General features: G+C 73.1%; 17 protein-coding genes and 1 pseudogene. 7 read left to right on the top strand and 11 right to left on the bottom strand.

Annotation, left to right across the window (positions count from 1 at the left end):
- Window positions 1-6: 6 nt before the first annotated feature.
- The 3 genes from RLT58_RS23460 to RLT58_RS23470 are packed head-to-tail and all read right to left on the bottom strand — an operon-like array spanning window position 7 to window position 4677.
- Window positions 7-981 carry a hydroxymethylglutaryl-CoA lyase gene (locus RLT58_RS23460; RefSeq protein ID WP_311312338.1) on the bottom strand — a complete coding sequence of 325 codons (975 nt, stop codon included), beginning with the start codon at window positions 979-981 and terminating at the stop codon, window positions 7-9.
- Window positions 978-3056, bottom strand: coding sequence for an acetyl/propionyl/methylcrotonyl-CoA carboxylase subunit alpha (locus RLT58_RS23465; RefSeq protein WP_311314621.1), 2079 nt, complete (start codon window positions 3054-3056; stop codon window positions 978-980). Before RLT58_RS23465 ends, RLT58_RS23460 begins: the two co-directional genes overlap by 4 nt.
- 13 nt (window positions 3057-3069) lie before the next feature.
- Window positions 3070-4677, bottom strand: a complete 1608-nt coding sequence (locus RLT58_RS23470; RefSeq protein WP_311312339.1) for a carboxyl transferase domain-containing protein — start codon at window positions 4675-4677, stop codon at window positions 3070-3072.
- 96 nt (window positions 4678-4773) lie between these two features.
- On the opposite strand from RLT58_RS23470, the gene RLT58_RS23475 reads away from it, so the two are divergent.
- On the top strand, window positions 4774-5400 hold the full coding sequence (locus RLT58_RS23475) for an SACE_7040 family transcriptional regulator (protein ID WP_311312340.1): 627 nt from the start codon (window positions 4774-4776) through the stop codon (window positions 5398-5400).
- A gap of 15 nt (window positions 5401-5415) precedes the next feature.
- Here the strand turns inward: RLT58_RS23475 and RLT58_RS23480 are convergent, their stop codons facing one another.
- Window positions 5416-8355 carry an acyltransferase family protein gene (locus tag RLT58_RS23480; protein WP_311312341.1) on the bottom strand — a complete coding sequence of 980 codons (2940 nt, stop codon included), beginning with the start codon at window positions 8353-8355 and terminating at the stop codon, window positions 5416-5418.
- A 14-nt stretch (window positions 8356-8369) separates the two neighbouring features.
- Window positions 8370-10043 carry a glycosyltransferase family 2 protein gene (locus RLT58_RS23485; RefSeq protein WP_311312342.1) on the bottom strand — a complete coding sequence of 558 codons (1674 nt, stop codon included), beginning with the start codon at window positions 10041-10043 and terminating at the stop codon, window positions 8370-8372.
- Between the two features lie 245 nt (window positions 10044-10288).
- Between RLT58_RS23485 and RLT58_RS23490 the strand changes: the two genes are divergently transcribed.
- Entirely contained in the window at window positions 10289-11068 is a 780-nt protein-coding gene (locus RLT58_RS23490) for a phosphatase (RefSeq protein WP_311312343.1), read from the top strand.
- Between the two features lie 26 nt (window positions 11069-11094).
- Here RLT58_RS23490 and RLT58_RS23495 read toward each other — a convergent pair whose 3' ends face one another.
- From RLT58_RS23495 to RLT58_RS23510, 4 genes are all read right to left on the bottom strand, one after another.
- Window positions 11095-12138: a cation diffusion facilitator family transporter gene (locus tag RLT58_RS23495; RefSeq protein ID WP_311312344.1), complete on the bottom strand. Its 1044-nt coding sequence runs from the start codon at window positions 12136-12138 to the stop codon at window positions 11095-11097.
- A 59-nt stretch (window positions 12139-12197) separates the two neighbouring features.
- On the bottom strand, window positions 12198-13076 hold the full coding sequence (locus RLT58_RS23500) for an acyl-CoA thioesterase (protein ID WP_311312345.1): 879 nt from the start codon (window positions 13074-13076) through the stop codon (window positions 12198-12200).
- A gap of 18 nt (window positions 13077-13094) precedes the next feature.
- A complete protein-coding gene (locus RLT58_RS23505; RefSeq protein WP_311312346.1) occupies window positions 13095-14252 on the bottom strand; it encodes an acyl-CoA dehydrogenase family protein in 1158 nt (385 codons plus the stop codon).
- Window positions 14253-14316: 64 nt separating this feature from the next.
- Entirely contained in the window at window positions 14317-15858 is a 1542-nt protein-coding gene (locus RLT58_RS23510; RefSeq protein ID WP_311312347.1) for a PucR family transcriptional regulator ligand-binding domain-containing protein, read from the bottom strand.
- 150 nt (window positions 15859-16008) lie between these two features.
- Here RLT58_RS23510 and speB point away from each other — a divergent pair, with 150 nt between their 5' ends.
- Window positions 16009-16977, top strand: coding sequence for an agmatinase (gene speB, locus RLT58_RS23515; RefSeq protein WP_311312348.1), 969 nt, complete (start codon window positions 16009-16011; stop codon window positions 16975-16977).
- On the top strand, window positions 16974-18659 hold the full coding sequence (locus RLT58_RS23520) for a thiamine pyrophosphate-binding protein (protein WP_311312349.1): 1686 nt from the start codon (window positions 16974-16976) through the stop codon (window positions 18657-18659). The genes speB and RLT58_RS23520 overlap by 4 nt, the downstream gene beginning before the upstream one ends.
- Window positions 18660-18728: 69 nt before the next feature.
- Here the strand turns inward: RLT58_RS23520 and RLT58_RS23525 are convergent, their stop codons facing one another.
- Window positions 18729-19238 (bottom strand): hypothetical protein, encoded by a 510-nt coding sequence (locus RLT58_RS23525; protein ID WP_311312350.1) that lies wholly within the window; start codon window positions 19236-19238, stop codon window positions 18729-18731.
- Window positions 19239-19569: 331 nt separating this feature from the next.
- Here RLT58_RS23525 and RLT58_RS23530 point away from each other — a divergent pair, with 331 nt between their 5' ends.
- Entirely contained in the window at window positions 19570-20532 is a 963-nt protein-coding gene (locus RLT58_RS23530) for a serine hydrolase (RefSeq protein WP_311312351.1), read from the top strand.
- Between the two features lie 95 nt (window positions 20533-20627).
- A pseudogene (locus RLT58_RS23535) lies at window positions 20628-21304 on the top strand (AAA family ATPase); the annotation flags it as partial.
- Between the two features lie 290 nt (window positions 21305-21594).
- Here the strand turns inward: RLT58_RS23535 and RLT58_RS23540 are convergent.
- The gene (locus tag RLT58_RS23540) at window positions 21595-22071 is read right to left on the bottom strand and encodes a GreA/GreB family elongation factor (protein ID WP_311312352.1); all 477 of its coding nucleotides are present in this window, start codon (window positions 22069-22071) and stop codon (window positions 21595-21597) included.
- Between the two features lie 202 nt (window positions 22072-22273).
- Between RLT58_RS23540 and RLT58_RS23545 the strand changes: the two genes are divergently transcribed.
- Window positions 22274-26014: an ABC transporter ATP-binding protein gene (locus tag RLT58_RS23545; protein ID WP_311312353.1), complete on the top strand. Its 3741-nt coding sequence runs from the start codon at window positions 22274-22276 to the stop codon at window positions 26012-26014.
- Window positions 26015-26042: the final 28 nt, after the last annotated feature.

Below are 26042 nucleotides of genomic sequence, written 5' to 3' on the forward strand. Positions count from 1 at the left end.
GGGAAATCACTGCTCCTTGTGGGACTGTGTCTGTTGCACCGAGAGCGCGCGGACGGTACGGGACGGGCTCGGCCGCCCCAGCTGTTCGGCGAGCCACACGCTGGTGGCGGTCAGCTCGTCGAGGTCGACCCCGGTCTCGATACCGAGGCCGTCGAGCATCCACACGAGATCCTCGGTGGCGAGATTTCCGGTCGCGCTCTTCGCGTACGGGCAGCCGCCGAGGCCGCCCGCCGAGGCGTCCACGGTGGTGACGCCGTGCTGGAGCGCGGCGAGGGTGTTGGACAGGGCCTGTCCGTACGTGTCGTGGAAGTGCACCCCGAGGGCGGCGGTGGGCACGCCCGCCTCGTTCAGCGCGGTCAGCAGGGCGCGCACATGGCCGGGGGTGGCGACCCCGATGGTGTCGCCGAGCGAGAGCTCGTCGCAGCCGAGGTCCAGCAGCGCCTTCGCGACCCGGACGACCCGGGGGACCGGGACCGGCCCCTCCCACGGGTCGCCGAAGCACATCGACAGATAGCCGCGCACCTCCACCTTGTCGGCCTTGGCGCGGGCCACGACGGGCTCGAACATCGCCAGCGACTCGTCCACCGTGCGGTTCAGGTTGCGCGCGGCGAACGTCTCCGTGGCGGAGCCGAACACGGCGATCTGCCGGGCCCCGAGCGCCAGCGCCCGGTCGAGTCCCCGCTCGTTCGGCACCAGGACCGGGAGCGCCACGTCCCCCACGTCCCTTATCTCGCCGAGCATCGGGAACAGCTGCTCGGCGTCGGCCAGCTGGGGGACCCACTTGGGGTGGACGAAGCTCGTCGCCTCGATCGTGGTGAGACCGGCGACCGCGAGCCGGCGGATGAACTCCGCCTTCACCTCGGTCGGCACGACCGTCTTCTCGTTCTGCAGCCCGTCACGGGCGCCGACCTCGTGGATACGGACCCGGGCGGGCAGGCCCGGGTCGGCCACGGTCATCGGCAGGCTCCGGTCGCTCGTCATGCTGCTCCCTCCCCGGCGGCCACGGGTGTGACCACGGCCAGGACCTGGTCCATGGCGACCGTGGTCCCCGCGGTGACATCGAGTTCGGTCACGGTGCCGGCGTGCGGGGCGGAGATGACGTGCTCCATCTTCATCGCCTCCACCACCAGCAGGCTCTGCCCGGCCGCGACCTCGTCGCCGACGGCCACCTTCACCACGGTGACCGTGCCGGGCATGGGCGCGGCGAGGGTGTCCGCCCCGGAGCGGGCGGCGCCGCTCAGCGAGGCCTCCACCGGGTCGTGGTCCCGGACCTGCCAGCTGTCCCCGTCCCGGCCGAGCCAGTGGCCCTCCGGCCCGCGGACGTACGCGAACGTGTGGGTGACCCCGCCGAGTTCGAGCGTGATCCGGCGGCCGTCGGCGGACAGCGTCCGGGCCGTCTCGGGTCCGCCGGGCAGCGGGCCCAGCGGACCGCAGGCGCCCGAGTCCGGAGCCGGCGGCCGCACGCCCTCGCCGACATGGCCGAACGTCAGCTCGGCAGCCTCTCCGCAGGGCCGCAGCCCCACCTGGACCGGGTCGTGCCCCGGAATCCGGAAGTGCCGCACCGTCCGGGCCGGGGTGCCGCCCAGGCGCCAGCCGTTCCCGGCCGAGAACGGGTCGGCCCAGGTGTCCGGGCCGGTGGGCGCGGGGGAGTGCTGCCGCAGCAGCGCGGCGGCGGCGTACACCTCCTCCGGCACCCCGTCCGGGACCAGCGCGTCCACCTCGCGCTCCACCAGGCCGGTGTCCAGCTCACCCGCCACCACGGCGGGGTGGCCGAGCAGCCGGCGCAGGAAGCCCGCGTTGGTCGGGACGCCGAGGACCACCGTGTCCGCGAGCGCCGCCCGCAGCCGGCGCAGGGCGGTCGCCCGGTCGGGGCCGTACGCGATCACCTTCGACAGCATCGGGTCGTACAGGCTGCCGACCTCGCCGCCCTCGCCGAGCCCCGAGTCCGTCCGCACCCCGTCGCCCTGCGGCTCGTCCAGTGCCAGCACCGTGCCGCCCGATGGCAGGAAGCCGCGCGCCGGGTCCTCGGCGCAGATCCGGGCCTCGACCGCGTGCCCGGTGAGGGTGATGTCCTGCTGGGTGTACGGGAGTTGTTCGCCGGACGCGACACGCAGCTGCCACTCCACCAGGTCGAGGCCGGTGACCAGCTCGGTCACCGGGTGCTCCACCTGGAGCCGGGTGTTCATCTCCATGAAGTAGTACGAGGACGGGTCGTTGCCCGGGACGATGAACTCCACCGTGCCCGCGCCGACATACCCGCAGGAGCGCGCCGCCTGCACGGCCGCCTCGCCCATCGCCGCGCGCGTCCCCTCGTCGAGCAGGACCGAGGGCGCCTCCTCGATGATCTTCTGGTGGCGGCGCTGGAGCGAGCACTCGCGCTCGCCGAGGTGCACCACGTTGCCGTGCCCGTCGGCCAGCACCTGGATCTCGATGTGGCGGGGGCGGTCGATCCACCGCTCCACCAGCAGCGTGTCGTCGCCGAAGGAGGCGCGGGCCTCGCGCCGGGCGGCGGCGATCTCGTCGGCGAGGAGCGCCCCGTCCCGGACCAGCCGCATGCCCTTGCCGCCGCCGCCCGCCGAGGGCTTCAGCAGCACCGGCATGCCGATCTCCTGGGCGGCGTCGGCCAGTTGGCCGTCGGTCAGCTCGCTTCCCGTGGAGCCGGGCACCACCGGGACCCCGGCCGCCGCGACCGTCTCCTTGGCCCGGATCTTGTCGCCCATCAGCGAGATGGCGGCGGCGGGCGGCCCGATGAAGACCAGCCCGGCGTCCGCGCACGCCTGGGCGAAACCCGCGTTCTCCGCGAGGAAGCCGTAGCCGGGGTGGACGGCCTGCGCGCCCGTGCGGCGGGCGGCCTCCAGCAGGCGGTCGACGCCGAGATAGCTCATCAAGGCCGGCGCGGGCCCGATGCGGACCGCCGTGTCGGCCTCCCGTACGTGCCGGGCGTCCGCGTCCGCGTCGCTGAAGACGGCGACCGAGCGCACCCCCAGCTCGCGCAGCGTCCGGATGACCCGGACCGCGATCTCGCCCCGGTTGGCGACGAGAACGGTGTCGAACATCGTCATCTGTTCCTCACATCCGGAAGACGCCGAAGCCGGCGTCGCCCAACGGGGCGTTGGCGCACGCGGTCAGGGCGAGCCCCAGCACCTGCCGGGTCTCCAGCGGGTCGATCACGCCGTCGTCCCAGAGCCGGGCCGTGGCGTAGTACGCGTTGCCCTGGGTCTCGTACTGCTCGCGGATCGGGGCCTTGAAGGACTCCTCGTCCTCGGCGCTCCAGTCGTCGCCGAGCTGGTCGCGCTTGACCGTGGCGAGGACGGACGCGGCCTGTTCGCCGCCCATGACGGAGATCTTCGCGTTGGGCCACATCCACAGGAAGCGCGGCGAGTAGGCCCGGCCGCACATCGAGTAGTTGCCCGCCCCGTAGGACCCGCCGACCACCACGGTCAGCTTCGGCACCCGGGTGCAGGCCACGGCGGTGACCATCTTCGCGCCGTGCTTGGCGATGCCGCCGGCCTCGTAGTCGCGGCCGACCATGAAGCCCGAGATGTTCTGCAGGAAGACCAGCGGGATGCCGCGCTGGTCGCACAGCTCGATGAAGTGCGCGCCCTTCTGCGCGGACTCGGAGAACAGGATGCCGTTGTTGGCGACGATCCCGACCGGATGGCCGTGGATGTGCGCGAAGCCGGTGATCAGCGTCGTGCCGTACTCCGCCTTGAACTCGGCGAACCGGGAGCCGTCCACGACCCGGGCGATCACCTCGCGCACGTCGTAGGGGGTGCGTGAGTCGACGGGCACCGCCCCGTACAGACCGGCGGGGTCGGCCTTGGGCTCCTCGACCGGCCGCACGGACCACGGCAGCGGGCCCCGGTCCGGCAGGGTGGCCACGATGTTGCGCACGATCCGCAGCGCGTGCGCGTCGTCCTGCGCGAGATGGTCGGTGACCCCCGACGTGCGGGAGTGGACCTCGCCGCCGCCCAGCTCCTCGGCGGTGACCACCTCACCGGTCGCGGCCTTCACCAGCGGCGGTCCGCCCAGGAAGATCGTGCCCTGGTTGCGGACGATCACGGCCTCGTCGCTCATCGCGGGGACGTACGCCCCGCCGGCCGTGCAGGAGCCGAGCACCGCCGCGATCTGCGGGATCCCGGCCCCGGACATCCGCGCCTGGTTGTAGAAGATCCGCCCGAAGTGCTCGCGGTCGGGGAACACCTCGTCCTGCATCGGCAGGAAGGCGCCCCCGGAGTCCACCAGATACAGGCAGGGCAGCCGGTTCTCCAGCGCCACCTCCTGGGCCCGCAGATGCTTCTTCACGGTCATCGGGTAGTACGTGCCGCCCTTGACGGTGGCGTCATTGGCGACGATCACGCACTCCCGGCCGCTGACCCGGCCGATCCCGGCGATCACGCCGGCGGCCGGCGCGGCGCCCCCGTACAGCCCATCGGCCGCCAGCGGGGCCAGCTCCAGGAAGGGCGAGCCCGGGTCGAGGAGGGTGTCCACCCGCTCCCGGGGCAGCAGCTTGCCGCGCGCCACATGCCGGGCGCGGGCCTTCTCACCCCCGCCGAGCCTGGCCGTGGCGAGCCGCTTGCGCAGCTCGTCGGCGAGCGCGTGATGCGCCGCCTCGTTGGCCTGCCAGGCCTCCGAGGCGGGATCGGCCGCGCTCGCCAGCACCGGTGCCTGCTGCATCCTGTCGAGCCCCCTTGCCCGTCCTGTGATGTTAGTGAGCGTTAACGCCCTGCACAGGTTAACGACCGCTAACGCACCTGTCTAGAATGACTCCTCATGAGCACCCATGCCGCCGCCCGCGTCGCGGCCCCCACCCGCCGCGAGCAGATCCTCCGGGAGGCCGCCCGCCTCTTCGCCGAGCGCGGCTTCCACGGCGTCGGCGTCGACGAGATAGGCGCCGCCGTCGGCATCAGCGGCCCCGGTCTCTACCGGCACTTCCCCGGCAAGGACGCGATGCTCGCCGAGCTGCTCGTCGGCATCAGCGAACGGCTGCTGGCCGGCGGTGAGCTCCGGGTCTCCGAGGACGCGGCCTCCGGCGACGGCTCGCCCGAAGCGCTCCTGGACGCGCTCATCGAGGGCCACATCGACTTCGCCCTCGACGACCGCCCCCTGATCACCCTGCACGACCGCGAGCTGGACCGCCTGCGGGACACCGACCGCAAGCGGGTGCGCCGGCTCCAGCGGCAGTACGTCGAGGTGTGGGTGGCCGTGGTCCGCGACCTCTACCCGGACCTCCCCGAGCACGAGGCGCGCGCGGCCGTGCACGCCGTCTTCGGCCTGCTGAACTCCACCCCGCACCTGGGCCGCCCCGGCGCCCTGCCTGGGCGCACGGACACGGCCGCGCTGCTGCACCGCCTCGCGCGGGGCGCCTTCGCCGCGGCGGGGGCCCCGAAGGGGGCCTGACCGCCGCGGCGGCCCTCAGCGCCCGGCGCCCTGCCGGGCCGACACGGTCACCCGCGCCACCCGCATCGGATGCCCGGCCTCGGTGGCGGGGCCCGCGGTGGCGCCGTCAGCGGCCGGCAGCCCGCCGCCCACGGCGACGTTCAGGATCAGGAACTGCCCCCGCTTCAGTGCCCGGTCCCAGGTCGCGGCGTCCATGGCGGATGCCTTCACCCGGTGGTACACCCGGCCGTCCAGATACCAGCGCACCTCCTCGGCGCCCGGCGCGGTGTCGACCTCCACGGCGTACGTGTGGAACGAGCCCCGGCACCCCTGGCACGTCTGCCGGGGTGAGGTGAGCCCGGCCGGTTCCTCGCAGGGGCCGCCCTCCGCCGTACCGCAGTGCAGGGTGCCGAAGACCGTGTCCCGGCCGTTGACGGACTCCATGACGTCGATCTCGCCGATGGCCGGCCAGCCCGTGTAGCCGTCGCGCAGTCCGGCCCCCAGCGTCCAGAAGGCAGGCCAGTAGCCGCCGGCGGCCGGGCCCGTCACGTCCGGCAGGGCGATCGACGCCTCGATCCGCAGCACACCGCCGGGCGGCGGCGCGAAGTCGGAGCGCCGGGACTCGATGCGGCCGGAGTACCAGCGTCCGTCGCGGCGGGTGGGCACGATCTCCAGCGCGCCCTTGCCGTCCAGCCGGACGTTGTCCGTGGAGTCGGTCATCGTCTCCACCTCGCCCGTGCCCCATCGCGGCGCGGGGCAGCCCGGATAGCAGGTGCCCCGGTCGTACAGCCAGCGTGAGGAGGCCGGGCGGCTGCCCGCCGGTCCGTCGAACTCCTCGCGCATCAGCTCGCTCCAGCCGCCCCGGGCGGGCGGCAGCAGGAGCCGTTCGAGGCGGGGGGCCAGCACCACGGCCGCCACATCGGTCAGATGGGTGTCGTCCCGGTAGAGCAGGATCCGGTCCCGGACCGCCGGGCAGGTCGGGCCGCCGGCCGGGCAGAGCACCGGGTTCACCGAGACGGCCCGCACCCCCGGCAGCCCGCCGGCCGCGATCCTCCCGGCCAGCGGGTCGGGCCGCCGGGCCCGTTCCCGGCCGAAGGCGCAGTCCTCCGGCTCCGTGAGGTGGCCGGAGACGCACGCGGGGACGTCGGTGCCCGGCACCGGCGTGTCCTCGATGTAGACGACCGGCACCCCGAGCGCGCGCAGCGGCTTCAGCGTCCGCTCCCAGCCCCTGAGCAGGAGGGCCCGGTCGTCGGTGTAGCGGTTGAGGGAGGAGACCACGACCATCCGGGGCTTCGGCCCCTTCGCCAGCCGGGCCAGGCTGTCCGCCCGCCAGGTGTCGCACTCGTGGTACGTGCGCCCCAGCTGCGGGTTCACCACGGACAGCGCGGGCAGCGGGCAGCCCTGCTTCACCAGCTCCTGGAGCGCCCAGCCGCGCTTCGCGGCCAGGCTGAGCAGCGGGGAGAACCACTGCCCGGCGTGCGAGTCGCCGAGCAGGACGATCCGGTCCGGGCTGTCCACCGCGCCGAACAGGCAGGGCGGGCTGCTCGTCACCGGCGGCGCCACCTCGCACGCCCCGTCCGGCGGGAAGCTCGCGCGCGCCTGCAGCGGACTCGGCACCACGGGTCCGTCCTCCAGCGGCGTCCCGGTCCGCGTCAGCAGCGAGGGACCGGACGCCGCGCCGGGCGGCAGCCCCTTCACGTCCACCGGCGTGGCCGGACCCAGCAGCCGCAGGGTCCCGGTGCCCACCACGAGGGCGAGCACGACGGGTATGACGACGGCGGCGACGCCCAGCGCCAGCCCGCGCCGGGGGAGTTCGGAGACCGTACGGCTGCGCCGCAGCGGGCGCTCGACCCAGCGCGTGGTGGCCAGCGCGGGCAGCACCGAGGCCAGCGTCAGCGCCGCCCTGGCCGGCCAGCCCAGCGCGCCGAACCGGGCCTCGGCCAGCACCAGGACGGGCCAGTGCCAGAGGTACAGGGTGTAGGAGAGCCGGCCCACCGCCCGGGGTCCCCGCAGGCCCAGCAGCCGCCCGACGCCGTAGCGGGCAGGGCCGTCCGGGCGGCGGCCGGGCGTCCCGGCGAGGATGACCGCGGCCGTGCCCAGGGTGGGGACGAGCGCCGCCCGGCCGGGGTACGGCGTCGAGGCGTCGTACCGCAGCACGCACCACACGAGCGCGCCCGCGCCCGCCCAGCCGCACAGCAGCCGCAGCACGCGCGGCCCGCGCAGCAGATGCCACGGCAGCAGCGCCAGCAGCGCGCCGACGCCGAACTGCCAGGCCCGCGAGGGCGTTGCGAGATACGCCAGCGAGACGGAGCCGCCGGTCCAGTGGAGGGAGAGCGCGAAGGTGCCGAGCGTCAGCAGGGCGGTCACGGCGGTGGCCAGGGGCCGCAGCGCGCGGCCCCTGCGGGCCGCCCGGGCGACGAGCAGGGCGAGGACGGCGAGCAGCGGGGCCCAGCACAGACAGAACTGCTCCTCCACCGCCAGCGACCAGAAGTGCAGCAGCGGGCTCTCGTCCTGCCCTGCGGCCAGATAGTCGGTCCGCTGGTTGATGAAGCGCCAGTTGGCCACGGAGAGCGCCGCCGCCACGACGTCGTTCTCCAGGTCCGTGCGGCGCAGCGGGACGGTCAGCCAGGCCCCGGCCACCGCGACGGCGACCAGGACCACGGCCGCCGAGGGCAGCAGCCGGCGGGCCCGGCGGGAGAAGAACTCGGCCAGCCGGATCCGGCCGGTGGTGACGGCCTCGCCCACCAGCAGCCCGGTGATCAGATAGCCGGAGATGACGAAGAAGACGTCCACACCGGTGAAGCCGCCGGCCAGTCCCGGTACGGAGGCGTGGAAGGCGAGGACCGAGAGGACGGCGAAGGCGCGCAGCCCCTCGATGTCGGGACGGAAGGCGGACCGGCGGACGGCGCCGGGTGCGGGTGCGGGCACGGTCGCGCGGCTGCCGGGCCGGGGACCGGAAGGGGCGAGGGTGGACATCGCGGTGAGGCCTTTCAGCTCAGCCAGGGCAGCATGGGGTTGACCCAGCCGGAGGCGAGCAGTGCGGTGAGCAGGAGCGTGGCCGTCACGGCCAGCGTTTCGGGCCAGCGCCTGGGCAGGACGGAGGGGCCGTTGCCGCGCCGGACACGGCCGGGGCGCGGTGCGGCGGCGGGGCGCAGCTCGGTCAGCAGGTCCCTGATCAGGGGAACGTTGATCTGGAGCTGGACCAGGAGGTAGAGGCCGAGGCCCCAGTTGGGCTCCCAGCCGTTGCGGGTCACGGCCAGGGCGAGTCCGCCCGCCGCCGCCCCGGTGGAGCAGCAGAGCCAGCCGAGCGAGACGAGGACCACCCGGCGGGCCATCGTGCCCGGCTTCCCGCCGCCCGCCCCGGTGGGCACCCAGGCCGCGCTGCGGCCGCGCAGGGTGTGCAGGAAGGCGGCCCCGGCGGCCACGCTCGTCAGGACGTTGGCCCGGATCACCTCGACGCGCCAGCGGGTCCGGCTGATCCTCGGCAGCAGGACGTGCCAGAGCCACAGCGGCGCGAGCAGCGGCAGCACGTGCCAGGGCCGGATGTGGTCCGGGTACCAGAACATCATCACCAGCGGCGGCAGCGGCGCCGCGAAGGTGTTCACCACCGTGGTGAGGTAGCCGACGATGCCCTCGTAGAAGCAGAGCCGCATCCGCCAGGGGGCGCCCATCCGCCTGAGGACCGGGGTGCCCAGCAGATGCAGGTTCCCCATCGCCCAGCGGTACTGCTGGTTGACGAAGGAGGCGAGGTTGTCCGGCGAGGTGCCCTTGGCCACCAGCACCGGCACGTACAGCGTCCTGAACCCCTGTTCGTGCAGGGCGAGTCCGGTGTACAGGTCCTCGCTGTGGTCGAGCCGGGCGAAGCCGCCGGCCAGGTCGATGGCGCTGCGCCGGTAGACCGCGTTGCTGCCGCAGCAGATGGCCGCGTCGCTGGCGTCCCGGGACGGCTGGATCCAGCGGAAGAACCACTCCTGGGCCGAGCCTGCGGCCCGCTGGATCCACCCCATGGTCTCGTCGGTGTCGAAGCACTGCGGGCTCTGCACGATGCCGACGCCGGGGTCGGCCAGATACGGCACGAGATGGCGCAGGAAGTCGGGCCGGGGCGCGAAGTCGGCGTCCAGGATGGCGATGTACTCCGCCCGGCTCAGGGTGAGCGCGTGATTGAGGTTGCCCGCCTTCTTGAGGCGGCCCCGGTCGGGGCGGACGACGTAGCGGAAGCCGTACGAGCGGGCCAGCGCGGCGACCCGGGCGCTGTCGGCGTCGTCCAGCACCCAGACGGTCAGCGCGCCGGGCCAGTCGACGGCCGCGACGGCCCGGTAGGCGTTGTCCAGGACCGCGAGCGGTTCCCCGCAGGTCGGCAAGTAGAGATCGACCGAAGGGAGTTCGGCCGGCTCCCAGGCGTGGACGAGCACTTCGTGCGAGCGCCGGGTCAGCCGGCGGGCGCGCAGGCTGTTGACCGACGAGAGCGCGAGGGCCACGACGTTGAGCGAGAGCACCGCGAGAAAGGCCCACAGGGCCGGGGTGCGCAGGGCGAAGGTGAACATCGTCGCCGCCGTGAGCACGAAGGCGAGGGAGGAGCTGATCAGTACCCAGCGGCGCTGCGGCCCGAAGTACCAGTAGAGCTCCTGGTCGGACGGAGGTTGCGGAAGATGACGCACGGTCACAGAGCCCCCCACGGCTGTGCATGTCCCGGTATCGGGTGACCCACCCTAGTGCCAAAGGTATAGACCACTTGTTGCGGCTCGGTGAATGAGACGCGGGTTGGCGCAAAGTCAGTGGTCTGGACCTATTTCATGCACCCGGCCGGGTGGAGCGGGAAGTTCCAGGTCACAGCGGGGTGAACGGTCTCCCAATATCCGGAGAGTCGTTCGACCGGCACGCCGCGCACACCGGACGGCACAATGGGTTCATGCCGATACCCAGCCGCGCCGCCCTCGTCGAACACCTCGTCCGTACGCGCATCGCGGGAGACGTCGCCACACCGCGCGACAACAACCTCTCCCACTACCGCAAGCTCGCCAACGGCGACCGCCACTACTGGCTGGGACTGGAGCTCGGCGACCGGTGGCGCGACGAGCAGGACGTCCTGGCCGTGATGGCCGAGCGGTGCGGTGTGAGCGACGACCCGGAGCACCGGTTCGGCCAGGACACCATCGACCCCGAGCTCACCGTCGACGCCCTGGAGCGCGCCGCGGCCCGGCTGCGCAAGGCCGCCGACGGCTCCGAGCGGGTCCTGTTCGCCACCGGCCACCCGGGCGGGCTGCTGGACGTGCACCGGCAGACGGCGGCGGCGCTGCGGGCGGCCGGCTGCGAGATCGTACGGATCCCGTCCGGGCTGATGGCGGACGAGGGCATGGTCTTCCAGTTCGCGGACGTCGCCGTGCAGGAGCGCGGGGCCACCCTCTGGCACACCCACTCCCCGGCCCCGATGGCGGCGATCCTGGACGGCCTGGAGCGGGAGGGGCGCCCGCAGCCCGACCTCGTCGTCGCGGACCACGGCTGGGCGGGCTGCGCGGCACAGCGCGGTCTGGACGCGATCGGTTACGCGGACTGCAACGACCCGGCCCTGTTCCTGGGCGAGTCCGAGGGCACCCTCCAGGTCGCCGTGCCGCTGGATGACCATGTGCTGGACCCGCGCTTCTACGACCCGATGACCGACTACCTGCTGGACGCCGCCGGACTGCTCTGACCCGGCGGCCCCGGCCCCGGCACGGCCTAGGGCAGGTCGTCCAGCCGGTCGGTGAACAGACCGCCGCCGTCCCCCTCGCCCTCCCCGTCACCGGGCCCGACCACCGGCTCCACACCGGCGGCCCGGGCCCGGCGCCGCTGCGCCACCCCCGGAGTCGGGTCCAGATACACCCGCCGGATCGAGGGATACCGCTCCCGCAGCTGCTGCTCCGCCTCCTCGCAGGCCCACTCCACCTGCTCGGCACTGGCCACGTCCCGGAAGTCGACCTTCGCGGCGATCATGATCTCGGCCGGCCCCTGGATGAGCGTCGTCAGCTCCAGCACATCGATGATGTGCGGCACCGAGAGCAGCTCCTCGCGCACCCCGGTCCGCATCGACGCCGGCACCGGACGGCCGATCAGCAGCTGTGCGTTGGAGCGGCCGAGCACCCAGGCCACGTACACGAGCAGCAGGCCGATCAGGACCGAGGCGATCCCGTCCCAGATCCCGGACCCCGACAGCTGGCCGCCGAGCAGTCCGCCCGCGGCCAGCAGCAGACCCACCAGCGCCGCCGAGTCCTCCATCACCACGGCCTTGACCGCGGTGTCCGGGGTGCGCCGGAAGTAGTGCGTGGCGGGGGTGTCCAGCCGGCCCGCCTCCCGGCGCACCTGCCGGAGCCCGGTGCGCAGCGAGAAGCCCTCCAGCACGAAGGCGACGACGAGCACCAGGTACGAGACGAGCGGGTTGCCCAGCTCCTCGCCGTGCGTCAGCGTGTGGATGCCGTCGTAGACGGAGAACACCGCGCCGCCGACGAACGTGGCGACGGAGGCGAGCATCGCCCAGATGTACCGCTCGGGGCCGTAGCCCAGCGGGTGGTCCTCGTCGGCGGGCTTCTCGCTGCGCTTGAGCGCGGTGAGCAGCAGGACCTCGGTGACGGTGTCGGCGACCGAGTGGGCCGCCTCGGAGAGCATCGCGCTCGATCCGCTGATCAGCCCGGCGACGGCCTTCGCGACGGCGATGCCGAGGTTGGCGGCGGCCGCGACGATGACGGTGAACGTGGACTCCCCGCCGGCGGATTTCTCGTCACTCATGCAGGGGAGTATGTCCGCAGCCGGTCCGGGTATGTCCGATGCGCGGCCGTCCGGCCCGTTCAGCCCACCCGGGGGACCCGGACCACGCCCTCCTGGATGACGGTGATCGCCAGCCGGCCGTCCTGGGTGTGGATACGGGCCTGGCCGAGGCCGCGCCCGCCGGACGCGGACGGCGACTCCTGGTCGTACAGCAGCCATTCGTCGGCCCGGAACGGCCGGTGGAACCACATCGCGTGGTCCAGGCTCGCCCCCACCACGTCACCGACCGCCCAGCCGCCGCGCCCGTGGGCGAGGAGCACCGAGTCGAGCAGCGTCATGTCGGAGACGTACGTGGCCATGCAGACGTGCAGCAGGGGGTCGTCCGCCAGTTTGCCGTTGGTACGGAACCACACCTGGGAGCGCGGTTCGCGCGGTTCCCCGACGGTGCCGAACGGCGGCGCGTCCACGTACCGCAGGTCGACCGCGGCCCGCGCCTCGATCAGCCGGTCCACCACACCCGGGTCGCTGAAGCGGTCCGCGTACCGGGGAAGCATCTCGGCGGCCGTGGGCAGCGTCTCCGGGTCGGGCGCGGCCGGCATGTCCGCCTGGTGCTCCAGCCCTTCCTCGTACGTCTGGAAGGACGCCGAGAGGTGGAAGATCGGCTGCCCGTGCTGGACGGCGACCACGCGCCGGGTGGTGAAGGAGCGGCCGTCGCGGATGCGGTCGACGGTGTAGACGATCGGCGCGCCGGGGTCGCCCATCCGCAGGAAGTACGAATGCAGCGAATGGGCGGACCGGTCCGCGGGGACGGTGCGGCCCGCGGCGACGAGCGCCTGGGCCGCGACCTGTCCGCCGAAGACCCGGGGGACGACCGCGGAGCGGCTGGTCCCCCGGAAGATGTCCCGCTCGATCTGCTCCAGGTCGAGCAGATCGAGCAGGGAGTCGAGTGCTGCGCTCATGGAAGGAACGTAGCCGCTCTACAGACCCATGGACTTGGCGATGATCGACTTCATGACCTCGCTGGTGCCGCCGTAGATGCGGTTGACGCGGTTGTCCGCGTACAGGCGGGCGATCGGGTACTCGTTCATGAAGCCGTAGCCGCCGTGCAGCTGGAGGCAGCGGTCGATCACCCGGTGCGCGACCTCGGTGCAGAACAGCTTGGCGGAGGCGGCCTCGGCGGCGGTCAGCTCACCGGCGTCCAGCGCCTCCAGTGCGCGGTCGGCGACGGCCTGGGCCGCGTCCACCTCGGCCTGGCAGGCGGCCAGCTCGAACTTGGTGTTCTGGAACGAGGCGACGGTCTTGCCGAAGACCGTGCGCTCCTGCACGTACTCCTTGGCGAACCGCACGGCGGCTGCGGCCTGGGCGTACGCGCCGAAGGCGATGCCCCAGCGCTCGGAGGCGAGGTTGGTGCCGAGGTAGCCGAAGCCCTTGTTCTCCTCGCCGAGGAGGTCCTCCGCCGGGACCTTGACGTCGACGAACGCCAGCTCGGCGGTGTCGGAGACCTTCAGGCCCAGCTTGTCGAGCTTGCGGCCGACCGAGTAGCCCTCGGACTTGGTGTCGACGGCGAAGAGCGAGATGCCGAAGCGTCGGTCGTCCTCGCGCGGGGCGGAGGTACGGGCGCAGACGATCACGCGGTCCGCGTGCACACCGCCGGTGATGAAGGTCTTGGCGCCGTTGAGGACGTAGTGCGTGCCGTCCTCGGAGAGCTTGGCGGTGGTCTTCATGCCCGCGACGTCGGAGCCGGTGCCCGGCTCGGTCATCGCGAGGGCCCACATCTCCTCGCCGGTGGTGAACTTCGGCAGCCAGCGCTTCTTCTGCTCGTCGGTGGCGAGCATCTTGATGTACGGCAGGCCGAGCAGGGTGTGCACGCCGGAGCCGCCGAAGGAGACGCCCGCGCGGGCGGTCTCCTCGTAGATGACGGCTTCGTACTTGTGCGAGTCGATACCCGCGCCGTCGTACTCCTCGTCGACGTTGATCCCGAAGACGCCCAGCTCACCGAGCTTGAGGTAGAAGTCGCGCGGCGCCTGGCCGGCGGCGAACCACTCGTCGTAGACCGGCACGACCTCGGCCGCGATGAAGGCGCGGATGGTCTCCCGGAACGCCTCGTGGTCCTCGTTGAATACCGTACGGCGCACGGGGTGCCTCCCTGGTCGGCTTCGCTGGGCTCGGGCTAAGCGCTTGCTCAGCCTTGGTCAAAAGTTACCCGGCGGTCACCGGCGCTGTCCAGGGTGATGCTGAGCACGCCCGTGAGGGCCGCGCCGCGACCGGCCCGTCCCCCTGGCGCAGCGCCAGCCACAACTCCGTACGCACGTCCATGTCGTCGAGGTCCACCCCCAGCAACGCCCCGCACCGCGCCACGCGCTGGCGGACGGTGTTGCGGTGGACGGCGAGGGCCACCGCGGTGCGGTCCCAGCTGCCGTGCAGCGAGAGCCAGCAGCGCAGGGTCTCCGCGAGCGGGCCGGTGAGCGGGGCGAGGAGGGCGCGGGCGCGGTCGGCCGCCGGACCCGGCGGCAGCAGCGCGGCGAGACCGGTGACCGGCGCCTCCGTCCGCAGCGGTGCGCGGGTCGCCTCCGCGTGCCCCAGGGCGCGAGCCGCCCGGGTGTCCGCGTCGGCGAGGGCGCCGGCGGGGTGGGGCGCCGACGCGCCGAGCGTCCAGCCCGGCTGCGGGGCCGCCTGCCGGCCGCCGGGCAGCAGGACCCTTACCGCGTCGCCGCCGCCCCGGCCCGGGTCGACCAGGGGCGAGCCCAGGGCCGCGCCGAGGGCCCCCGCCGTGAGCGGGTCGGGGTGGGAGCCGTCGTCCCGGCGGGCGTGCACCACGGTCCACGGGCCCTCGCCGAGCAGCGGGGCCACCTCCTCGGGGGCGGCGCCCAGCAGCATCCGTACGAGCGCCGCCGAGCGGCCGGCCGACCCCGCGCCCTGGTGCGGGGCGGCGAGGAGCGAGAGCAGGACCGAGGCGACACCCGCCACGGTGTGGTCGCCCGGCTCCCGCTGCCGGGTCGCCAGAGCCAGGACCGGCCCCTCGCCGCCGCCCAGCGGGTACGCGGAGAGACGGATCTCCCCGAGGGCGTCGGTGAGCGTGTCCGTCGCCGAGGCGGGCGAGCCCGGCCGCTGCGGCGCGACGACCCGGGCGAGGCGGCGCAGCGCCTCCGCCGTCCCCGGGGCCGGCGGCCGGCCCGCCGCGTGCGGCTCCTCGCCGTCCGCCGTGATCAGGGCCGCCCGGCCGCCGAGCTGCGCGGCCAGCTGGTGCAGCACCGCGGGCACCGGGTCCGGCCGGGCCGCCGCCGTCGCCAGGGCCTGCTGGGCCCGGGTCACCCGGCGCAGCTCCCGGTGGCGCGCCCCGGCCATCAGCGCCCAGACCGCCCGCGCGATCGCGGTGAACGGGGTCCCGGGCCCCACCTCGACCAGTGGCATCCCGTGCCGCTCGCACGCCGCGACGAGCTCCGGCGGCACGCTCTCGTGCACCGGCCGCACCCCGAAACCGAGCGCGGCGGCCCCCGCCTCCACCAGCCGGGCGACATACCGGTCCGGGTCCGTGAGCAGCACCCCGGCCGTCAGCAGCAGCTCACCGCCGAGGAGGTAGGGGTACGGGTCGGCCATCTCCGAGGCGTGCACCCACAGCAGCTCCGCCTCCCGGGGGCCTGCGATCAGGCGCAGCCCCAGCTCCTCCCGCGCCAGCAGCTCGCCCAGCGGCACGGGCGGGGCCGGAGGCGCTGCCGGGGGAGCGGCGGGAAGATCGCGCATGGATGATTCATCCCTTCACGGCTGCCGGAGTGGATGAAACGTACACTTCAGCACGGCCCCCGGGCCACCTAGCGTCTCTTCGCGGAACGCGCGAGAGACGAACGCGCGAGAACCGAACGTGCGACACCGAAGGAAAGGGCACCCCACCCCATGAGCAGCAACGAAGCGCCGCGCGGCCCCGTCGACTCCTCCCGCGTCCCGCGGTACGCCGGGCCCGCGACGTTCGCCCGGCTGCCCCGCCTCGACGAGGTCGGCACGGCGGACGTCGCCGTCGTCGGGGTGCCCTTCGACAGCGGGGTCTCCTACCGGCCGGGCGCCCGGTTCGGCGGCAACGCGATCCGGGAGGCCTCGCGGCTGCTCCGCCCGTACAACCCGGCGCAGGATGCCTCGCCGTTCGCCCTCGCGCAGGTCGCCGACGCCGGGGACATCGCGGCCAACCCGTTCAACATCGACGAGGCCGTGGAGACCGTCGAGGCAGCCGCCGACGCGCTGCTGGACACCGGCGCCCGGCTGATGACCCTCGGCGGCGACCACACCATCGCGCTGCCCCTGCTGCGCTCGGTCGCCAAGAAGCACGGCCCGGTCGCGCTGCTCCACTTCGACGCCCACCTGGACACCTGGGACACCTACTTCGGGGCCGCGTACACCCACGGCACCCCGTTCCGCCGGGCCGTCGAGGAGGGCATCCTCGACACCTCCGCGCTCTCCCACGTCGGCACCCGCGGCCCGCTGTACGGCAAGCAGGACCTCACCGACGACGCCAAGATGGGCTTCGGGATCGTGACCTCCGCCGACGTCATGCGGCGCGGCGTCGACGAGATCACCGACCAGCTGCGCCTGCGCATCGGGAACCGCCCGCTCTACATCTCCATCGACATCGACGTGCTGGACCCGGCGCACGCGCCCGGCACCGGCACCCCCGAGGCCGGCGGGCTCACCTCCCGCGAGCTGCTGGAGATCGTGCGCGGGCTGTCCTCCTGCCACCTGGTCTCCGCCGACCTGGTCGAGGTCGCGCCCGCGTACGATCACGCCGAGATCACCTCGGTCGCGGCCTCGCACACCGCGTACGAGCTGACGACGATCATGACCCGCCAGATCGCGGAGGCCCGGCAGAAGTGAGTCACGACCACCACGACGAGCGGCCCGCGCTCACCGCCGCGCAGCGCGCCGCCGCGCTGAACCCGCCGCCCGGCCGCACCGGCGGCGACCTCGTCGTCGAGACCCTCCAGGGCCTCGGCGCGACCACCGTCTTCGGGCTGCCCGGACAGCATGCGCTGGGCATGTTCGACGCGCTGCGCCGCTCCTCGCTCGGCTACATCGGCCTGCGCGTCGAGAACAACGCGGGCTTCGCCGCCGACGCCTACGGGCGGATCACGGGCGAGGCCGCCCCGCTGCTCCTGTCCACCGGGCCCGGCGCGCTCACCTCGCTGGCCGCGCTCCAGGAGGCGGCCGCCGCCTCCGCCCCCGTCCTGGCGATCTCCAGCCAGATCCCGGTGGCGGGCCTCGGCGGCGGACGCCACGGCTACCTGCACGAACTGCGCGACCAGCAGGCGTCGTTCCGCGACATCGTGAAGTCCGTCCACACGGTCCGCGCCGCCTCGCAGATCCCCTCCGCGATCGCCGCCGCCTGGGAGTCCGCGCTGACGGCCCCGCACGGCCCGGTCTGGGTCGAGATCCCGCAGGACGTGCTCACGGCCCAGACGGTGCTGCCCGTCGTGACCGCGATGGACGCCACCCCGCGCGACCTGCACGCCCGCCCCGAACTCATCGCAGCGGCGGCCGATCTGCTCTCCCGCGCCGAACGCCCGGCGGTCATCGCCGGCGGCGGTGTCGTACGGTCCGACGCCTCCGGCAAGCTGCGCGCGCTCGCCGAGCGGATCAAGGCCCCGGTCGTCACCACCTTCGGCGGCAAGGGCGCCTTCCCCTGGGAGCACCCCCTCTCGCTCCAGTCCTGGCTGGAGGACCGGCACACGACGGACTTCCTGGAGGACGCCGACGTCCTGCTCGTCGTCGGCTCCGGACTCGGTGAACTCTCCTCGAACTACCACACGTTCGCCCCGCGCGGCCGGGTGATCCAGATCGAGGCGGACGCCGGGAAGCTGGAGTCCAACCACCCCGCGCTCGGCATCCACGCGGACGCCCGCGACGCCCTCGCCGACCTGCTGGAGGAGGTCGTCCCGCGCGAGGACCCGGCCGCCGCCGAACGTGTCGCCAAGGTGCTCGGCCGGGTGCGGGACCGGATCGCCGCCCAGGAACTCACCCTGGAACAGGACATCGTCGCCGCCGTCCGGTCCGCGCTGCCCGACCGGTCCCCCAGCTTCTGGGACATGACGATCCTCGCCTACTGGGCCTGGTCCGCCTTCGACGCCCGGCACCCGAACACCATGCACTCGGCCCAGGGCGCGGGCGGCCTCGGCTACGGCTTCCCCGCCGCCATCGGCGCCGCGGTCGCCGACCCCACCCGGCCGGTGCTCGCGGTCTCCGGCGACGGCGGCGCAATGTACTCGCTCGCGGAACTCGCCACCGCCCGCCAGCACGATCTGCCCGTCACCTGGCTGATCGTCGACGACGGCGGCTACGGCATCCTGCGCGAGTACATGTCCGACGCCTTCGGCGAGACCACCGGGACGGAGCTGGCCCGCCCGGACTTCGTGGCCCTTGCCGAGTCCTTCGGCGTCCCCGCGGTCCGTACGAGCCCCGAGGCGCTCGCCGCCGACCTGGCCGCGTCGCTGGCCCGGACGGGCCCCTCGGTCGTCGTACTCCCCGCCCTGCTCAGGATGTTCGAGCCGACGCACCTCTGAGATCCTCGCCCACCTGGAGGCGGGCGAGGATCACAAGCCGGATGTCATACGGCTACGCGAAGCCCTGGGTTACGCCCCTCCAGGATTCTCCAGCCTCTTTTCGCAGTACTGCAGCTGGGTTTCGCCTTCGTATGTCGCGACCTGGAGCACGATACTGCTGATCTTATTGTTTGCGCCCGTCGGGTTCATGTACGTGGTCCACGACTTGTAGGTGCCGTACCCGTCCATGTTCTTGCGCCACTTGTAGTAGATCCGCTTGCCTGTCGTCCACTGCTCGGCAAGCCTGATGCGAACATGATGGCCGTCCGGCTTCTCGTCGTAGAGGGAGATCTTGATGCCAGTGACCTTCCCCTCGTACGGCCAGTTTGCAATGTCCGCGGATCCACTCGAAGAGAGTGGTGAACTGGTGGCACAGGATCCGTAGGTGGTTGCGGCACTTGCGGGGCCCATTCCGAGCACCGAGAACATGAGAGCGCCACTGGTCAGCATGCTGACCTTTGCGACCTTATTCAAAATTCCCCCAGCGACATGATTTTGGCCAATTGTTGTGGCCCTGAAATCAAATTTCCAGCTGATCATACATAGCCGCCCGGGGGGCGGCAATCGGCTATCTCTCTGAATATCTATGGGAAATTAATGCAAATGTGAATATTCTGCCGCCGGGCGGAAGGCCAGACGCCGCCCGGCCGTTCGAGCGCCGCGTACGACTGCCCGCGGCGACAGGCGTCCACAGGCCGGCCGTCGGCCGTGTTCCCTCCCTCCTGATCCGCCGGTGGATTCTCCTCGGCACCCGCCCGGCGGTGGCGGGCCCCGCATCCATGACGCGTACAACCTTCCGGCCGCCCGTGAGTCATTCCTGACGGGCGTGCCGGGGGGCCGCCCGGCAGGAACCACTCAGGGGGAACGCACCATGGCCACGTCCCGTATATCCGGGCGCTCGCGCGCCGCGCTCTGTGCCGCGCTCGCCGCCGGGGTGCTCGTGCCCGTGACGCTCGGCGCGGCGCCCGCGTCGGCCGCGACACCGACGGTGAGCTGCACCTCGGCGAAGGCCGGGCTCGCCGCCCAGTTGTCGAAGGACATCACCGCCGCGCTCAAGGGGCGCAAGTCCACCACCGCCGTGGCGCTCCACGACCGGACGACCAAGACGACGTGCACGGTGCGCGCCACGTCGGCGTACGACTCCGCCAGCGTCGTGAAGGCGACCGTGCTGGCCACGCTGCTCTGGGACAACGCCAGGACCAACCGCTATCTCACCCAGCGCGAGATCGACCTCAGCACCAAGATGATCACCAAGTCCGACAACGACGCGACCACCGCCCTGTGGAAGCAGCTCGGCGTCACCAAGGTCAAGGCGTTCCTCAAGGCCGCGGGGATGACCCACACCGTGCCCGGCTCCGGCGGCTACTGGGGCCTGACCCAGATCACCGCCCAGGACGAGCAGAAGCTGCTGACCCTGCTCACCGAGAAGAACTCCGTGCTCAGCGACAGCGCCCGCTCCTACGAGCTGGGGCTGATGCGCAAGGTCGTCTCCTCGCAGCGCTGGGGCACCCCCGCCGGCGCCCCGGCCACCGCCACCGTCCAGGTCAAGAACGGCTGGCTGCAGCGCGCCACGCACGGCTGGCGCGTACACAGCATCGGCGCCTTCACGGGCAACGGCCACGACTATGTGCTCACGGTGCTCACCCAGGACAACAAGACGATGACGGAAGGTGTCGACACCATCCAGGCCGTCGCCCGCGCCGTGCACAAGGACCTCAATCCGCGGGTGCTCAGGGCGAGGCTCTTCACCGTGCCCTCCGTACCGCAGGAGGCCGTGCCGCCGGTGCCCGAGGCCCCGGCGGGACGCATGCTGACGGCGGCCCCGAAGGCGTAGGCCGTGCCCCGGTGCGGGGTGCCCGTCCGGGGCACCCCGCACCGGTTGCGGAGCGGCCGGGCCCGCGTTTCCGTTGGAGGGGCCCGTCGCTGCACCTGTCCCAGGCGGGCGCCGATCCCGACGCCCTCGCCGCCCAGATCGCTGAGGTGCTGCCCCGCGAATCGGCGGAGCCATCCTCGGAGCCGGGTCTCACCCCGGCGCCGCCCGGCTGCTGCGCGCCGAGGGCCGGGACGTGAAGCGGCTGGCGGGCCTCACCGAGCAGGCGGCGCGCGCCGAGGGGACGCCCGCCGGGGGCAAGCAGCCCGCCACCACGCTCGACGAGTTCGGCCGCGACCTCACCGAGGAGGCGAAGGCGGGAAAGCTCGACCCGGTGGTGGGCCGGGCCGAGGAGATCGAGCAGACCGTGGAGATCCTCTCGCGGCGGTCCAAGAACAACCCCGTCCTGATCGGGGAGCCCGGCGTCGGCAAGACCGCGATCGTCGAGGGACTGGCGCAGCGCATCGTGGCCCGCGAGGTGCCCCACACCCTCAAGGACAAGCGCGTGGTCTCCTTCGACCTGTCCGGCATGGTGGCCGGCGCGCAGTACCGGGGCCAGTTCGAGGAACGGCTGAAGAAGGCCATCGAGGACGTCCAGGCGGCCAAGGGCGACATCATCCTGTTCATCGACGAACTCCACACCGTCGTCGGCGCGGGCGCCACGGGCGAGGGCTCGACGGACGCGGGCAACATGCTCAAGCCCGCGCTCGCACGCGGTGAACTCCATGTCGTGGGGACTCATGGCACACCACCACAAGTCCAACCGAGCGGTCGAGGGCAACCCCGACAACCGCCACGGCAGGGGCATGCCCCGGCGGCCCGACGAGGACATGCTCCAGGAGCGGACCGTACGCGAACGGGAGGAGTCGGGCCGCCCGGTCAGGGCCGCCGAGAGCCCGGACGAGGAGTACCGGGCCGCCCGCGACGAGGTCGACCGCCAGGCCGAGGCGGGCGAGATGCCGACGGGCGCGGACACCCGCAGGGACCGCGACCCGTTCCCGCCGACCCGCTACGGAAAGCCCTGAATCACCCGCCCCGGGCCGCTCGGCCCAGGGACTCGACCGTCACCGTCGCCGGCCCGTCCGGCGCGTCGTAGCTCACCGAGTCACCCGCCCGGTGCCCCATGAGCGCGCGCCCCAGCGGGCTGTCGGCCGTGACCAGCGTCCGGTCCAGCTCCTCCGGGGTCACCCCGATCTGGAAGGTCTGCCGCGTCCCGTCCGCGAACCGGACCGTGACCGTGCTGCCCACGCCCACCGCGTCGGCGGGCGGCGGACCGGCGTCGGCCGCCTGGGCGAGGCGCGTGGTGATCTCCTCGATGCGGGCGTCCAGCCGGTTGACGTCGTCGGCGCGCCGCAACTCGTCGGCCGCGTCCGCGCGGTCCCCGACGGTGTCCTGGTCGCGCAGGGTCGCCGCGACCTTGTCCCGCCGGGCACGGACCTCGGCCAGATCCCTCTCCAGGGCCTGCCGGGCCACCTCACTGATCGGCTCGGGCTCGCTGCTCATGACTGCTCCTCGAAGGGAATGCGGTGCGATTGGGTACGGAATGGGTGGAATCCTCACCTTAGGGCCGACCCGCCGACCCGGCCCGCGCATGCCACCCGGACGAGACCTGGTCCCCAGGTCCCGTATTTGTTGCGGAGGGATGAAATCCGCACCCCGCCGTGTTGGTGCCTTCCGGAAGATCAGGTCGAACGGGAGGCACCGGGTGTCGGACGCAGGGGAGACGGGGAGCGGGCAGCGGCCGGCCGGCTGGGCGCGGAGGCTGAGCGGTTACGCCTGGCGCTACCGACGCAATGTGCTGCTGGCGCTCGGCTCGTCGCTCGCCGGAATGGCGGTGATGGCCCTCGTCCCGCTGGTCACCAAGGTGATCATCGACGACGTGGTCGTCGGCCACACCCGCTCGCTGGCCGTCTGGACCGGACTGCTGCTCCTGGCGGCCCTGCTCGTCTACGTCTCCACGTACATCCGCCGCTACTACGGCGGCCGGCTCGCCCTCGACGTCCAGCACGACCTGCGGACCGACATGTACGGGACGATCACCCGGCTCGACGGCAGGCGCCAGGACGAGCTGTCCACCGGGCAGGTCGTCGGCCGCGCCACCAGCGACCTCCAGCTCATCCAGGGGCTGCTGTTCATGCTCCCGATGACCATCGGGAACGTCCTGCTCTTCCTGATCTCCCTGGTGATCATGGCGTGGCTGTCGCCGCTGCTGACGCTCGTCGCCGTCGCCGTGGCCCCCGCCCTCTGGTACATCGCCCGCCGCTCCCGCGCCCGGCTCTTCCCCGCCACCTGGTACGCGCAGTCGCAGGCCGCCGCCGTCGCCGGAGTCGTCGACGGGGCCGTCTCCGGCGTCCGGGTCGTCAAGGGCTTCGGCCAGGAGGACCAGGAGACCGGCAAGCTGCGCGAGGTCGGGCGCCGGCTCTTCGCCGGCCGGCTGCGCACCATCCGGCTGAACTCGCGCTACACCCCCGCCCTCCAGGCCGTGCCCGCGCTCGGCCAGGTCGCGATGCTGGCCCTCGGCGGCTGGCTCGCCACCCGGGGCGAGATCACCCTCGGCACGTTCGTCGCGTTCTCCACCTACCTCGCCCAGCTCGTCGGCCCGGTCCGGATGCTCGCCATGGTCCTCACCGTCGGCCAGCAGGCCCGCGCCGGTGTGGAACGCGTCCTGGAACTGATCGACACCGAGCCCTCCCTGCGCGACGGCACCAAGGAACTGCCCGCCGACGCCCCCGCCGGCGTCGAGTTCGACGACGTGCGGTTCGGCTACGACGAGACGCGCCCGGTCCTCGACGGCTTCTCGCTCACCATCGAACCCGGCGAGACCGTCGCCGTCGTCGGCGCGTCCGGCAGCGGCAAGTCCACCGTCTCGCTGCTGCTGCCGCGCTTCTACGACGTGACGCACGGCGCCGTCCTGGTCGGCGGCCACGACGTGCGCGAACTGACCCTCGACTCGCTGCGCGGCGCCATCGGCCTCGTACCGGAGGACAGCTTCCTGTTCTCCGACACCATCCGCGCCAACATCGCCTACGGCCTCCCCGACGCCACCGACGAGCAGATCCGGCAGGCCGCCCGCTCCGCCCAGGCCGACCGCTTCATCGCCGAGCTGCCCGACGGCTACGCGACCAAGGTCGGCGAGCACGGGCTCACCCTCTCCGGCGGCCAGCGCCAGCGCGTCGCGCTCGCCCGCGCCATCCTCACCGACCCCCGGCTGCTCCTCCTCGACGACGCCACCTCCGCCGTCGACGCCCACGTCGAGCACGAGATCCACGAGGCGCTGCGCGGGGTGATGGCGGGCCGCACGACGCTGCTGATCGCCCACCGCCGCTCCACCCTCAACCTCGCCGACCGGATCGCCGTCCTGGAGAACGGCCGGCTCGCCGACATCGGCACCCACGAGGAGCTGGAGCGGCGCTCCCCGCTCTACCGGCGCCTGCTCACCGACCCGGACGAGCTCGGCGGCACCTCGCCGGGACACCTCCCCGCCGCCGCCCCCGAGGACCCGGAGCGGGACCGGGCGCTCCAGGAGGAGATCGACGCCGAGTTCGACGCCGAGCGCGGCATCACCCCCGAGCTGTGGGTGCGCAAGGAGGAGGACCGCGACGCCGACGCGGGCGGCACCCCCGCCACCCCCGAACTGCTCGCCCAGGTCGACGCGCTGCCCCCGGCGACCGACACCCCGGACATCGACGAGGCCCGCGCCGTCCACCCCGAGGAGTCCTACGGGCTGCGCAGGCTGCTGCGCGGCTTCGGCCTTCCGCTGCTGGTGAGCCTCGCCCTGGTGGCCGTGGACGCCGGTGCGGGACTGCTGCTCCCGGTGCTGATCAGGAACGGCATCGACGACGGGGTCACCCAGCTCGCCCTGGGCGCGGTCTGGGCCGCCTCCGCCTTCGGCCTGGTCGTCGTCCTCGTGCAGTGGGCGGCCCAGATCGGCGAGACCCGGATGACCGGCCGCACCGGCGAGCGCATCCTCTACGCGCTCCGGCTGAAGATCTTCGCCCAGCTCCAGCGCCTCGGCCTGGACTACTACGAGCGCGAGCTGACCGGCCGGATCATGACCCGGATGACGACGGACGTGGACGCGCTGTCCACGTTCCTGCAGACCGGCCTGGTCACGGCCTTCGTCTCCGTGGTCACCTTCTTCGGCATCATGGTCGCGCTGCTGTTCCTGGACGTGGAGCTGGCCCTGGTCGTCTTCGCGACGCTCCCGGTGCTGGTCGTCGGCACGGTCTTCTTCCGCCGCAGGAGCGTCAAGGCGTACGAGCTGGCCCGTGAGCGCATCAGCGTCGTCAACGCCGACCTCCAGGAGTCCGTCTCCGGGCTCCGCATCGTGCAGGCCTTCCGCCGCGAGCGGGACGGCGCCGCTCGGTTCGCGGCCGCCAGCGACCACTACCGCGAGGCCCGGGTGCGCGGGCAGTGGCTGATCTCGGTCTACTTCCCGTTCGTCCAGCTGCTGTCCTCGGTGGCGGCGGCCGCAGTGCTCATCGTCGGCGCGGGCCGGGTCGACGACGGCACGCTCACCACGGGCGCGCTGGTCGCCTATCTGCTCTACATCGACCTGTTCTTCGCCCCCGTGCAGCAGCTCTCCCAGGTCTTCGACGGCTACCAGCAGGCGACCGTCTCGCTGGGCCGCATCCAGGAACTGTTGCGGGAGCCCGCCTCCACCGCCGACGGGGACGAGCCGCTGGACGTGCTGTCGCTGCGCGGCGAGATCGCCTTCGAGGACGTCTCGTTCGCGTACGGCGGCGAGGAGGACGCGCTCACCGGCGTCGACCTGCACATCCCGGCCGGCCAGACCGTCGCGTTCGTCGGCGAGACCGGCGCGGGCAAGTCCACCCTGGTCAAGCTCGTCGCCCGGTTCTACGACCCGACGGGCGGCCGGGTCACGGCCGACGGCACCGACCTGCGCCACCTCGGCCTCACCGCCTACCGGCACCGGCTCGGTGTCGTCCCGCAGGAGGCGTGCCTCTTCGCCGGGACGGTGCGCGACGCCATCGCGTACGGGCGGCCGGAGGCCACCGACGCGGAGGTGGAGGCGGCGTCCCGGGCGGTCGGCGCGCACGACATGATCGCCACCCTGGACGGCGGCTACCTCCACGAGGTCGCCGAGCGGGGCCGCAATCTCTCGGCCGGACAGCGCCAGCTGATCGCGCTCGCCCGCGCCGAGCTCGTCGACCCCGACATCCTGCTGCTCGACGAGGCCACCGCCTCCCTGGACCTGGCCAGCGAGGCGCTGGTCAACCAGGCGACCGACCGGATCGCGGGCCGCCGCACCACCCTGGTCGTCGCCCACCGCCTGACCACGGCCGCCCGCGCGGACCGGGTCGTGGTGATGGACCACGGCCGGGTCGTCGAGGACGGCACGCACGACGAACTCCTCGCCCTGGACGGGCACTACGCCGTGCTGTGGCGCACCTTCATAGGAGAGGACGAGCCGGCGGGGGTGTGAACAGGCCCGCGCCGGAGCCCAAGGGCTG

It is taken from the genome of Streptomyces sp. ITFR-16 (assembly GCF_031844705.1).
GTDB lineage: Bacteria > Actinomycetota > Actinomycetes > Streptomycetales > Streptomycetaceae > Streptomyces.

What these genes read in the sequence shown, in the direction of transcription:
- RLT58_RS23530 (WP_311312351.1), top strand. Translation starts at nt 19,570, where the DNA reads ATGGCCACGTCCCGTATATCCGGGCGCTCGCGCGCCGCGCTCTGTGCC.
- RLT58_RS23540 (WP_311312352.1), bottom strand. Translation starts at nt 22,071, where the DNA reads ATGAGCAGCGAGCCCGAGCCGATCAGTGAGGTGGCCCGGCAGGCCCTG.
- RLT58_RS23470 (WP_311312339.1), bottom strand. Translation starts at nt 4,677, where the DNA reads ATGCAGCAGGCACCGGTGCTGGCGAGCGCGGCCGATCCCGCCTCGGAG.
- RLT58_RS23525 (WP_311312350.1), bottom strand. Translation starts at nt 19,238, where the DNA reads ATGATCAGCTGGAAATTTGATTTCAGGGCCACAACAATTGGCCAAAAT.
- speB (WP_311312348.1), top strand. Translation starts at nt 16,009, where the DNA reads ATGAGCAGCAACGAAGCGCCGCGCGGCCCCGTCGACTCCTCCCGCGTC.
- RLT58_RS23495 (WP_311312344.1), bottom strand. Translation starts at nt 12,138, where the DNA reads ATGAGTGACGAGAAATCCGCCGGCGGGGAGTCCACGTTCACCGTCATC.
- RLT58_RS23500 (WP_311312345.1), bottom strand. Translation starts at nt 13,076, where the DNA reads ATGAGCGCAGCACTCGACTCCCTGCTCGATCTGCTCGACCTGGAGCAG.
- RLT58_RS23490 (WP_311312343.1), top strand. Translation starts at nt 10,289, where the DNA reads ATGCCGATACCCAGCCGCGCCGCCCTCGTCGAACACCTCGTCCGTACG.
- RLT58_RS23480 (WP_311312341.1), bottom strand. Translation starts at nt 8,355, where the DNA reads ATGTCCACCCTCGCCCCTTCCGGTCCCCGGCCCGGCAGCCGCGCGACC.
- RLT58_RS23510 (WP_311312347.1), bottom strand. Translation starts at nt 15,858, where the DNA reads ATGCGCGATCTTCCCGCCGCTCCCCCGGCAGCGCCTCCGGCCCCGCCC.
- RLT58_RS23460 (WP_311312338.1), bottom strand. Translation starts at nt 981, where the DNA reads ATGACGAGCGACCGGAGCCTGCCGATGACCGTGGCCGACCCGGGCCTG.
- RLT58_RS23475 (WP_311312340.1), top strand. Translation starts at nt 4,774, where the DNA reads ATGAGCACCCATGCCGCCGCCCGCGTCGCGGCCCCCACCCGCCGCGAG.
- RLT58_RS23465 (WP_311314621.1), bottom strand. Translation starts at nt 3,056, where the DNA reads ATGTTCGACACCGTTCTCGTCGCCAACCGGGGCGAGATCGCGGTCCGG.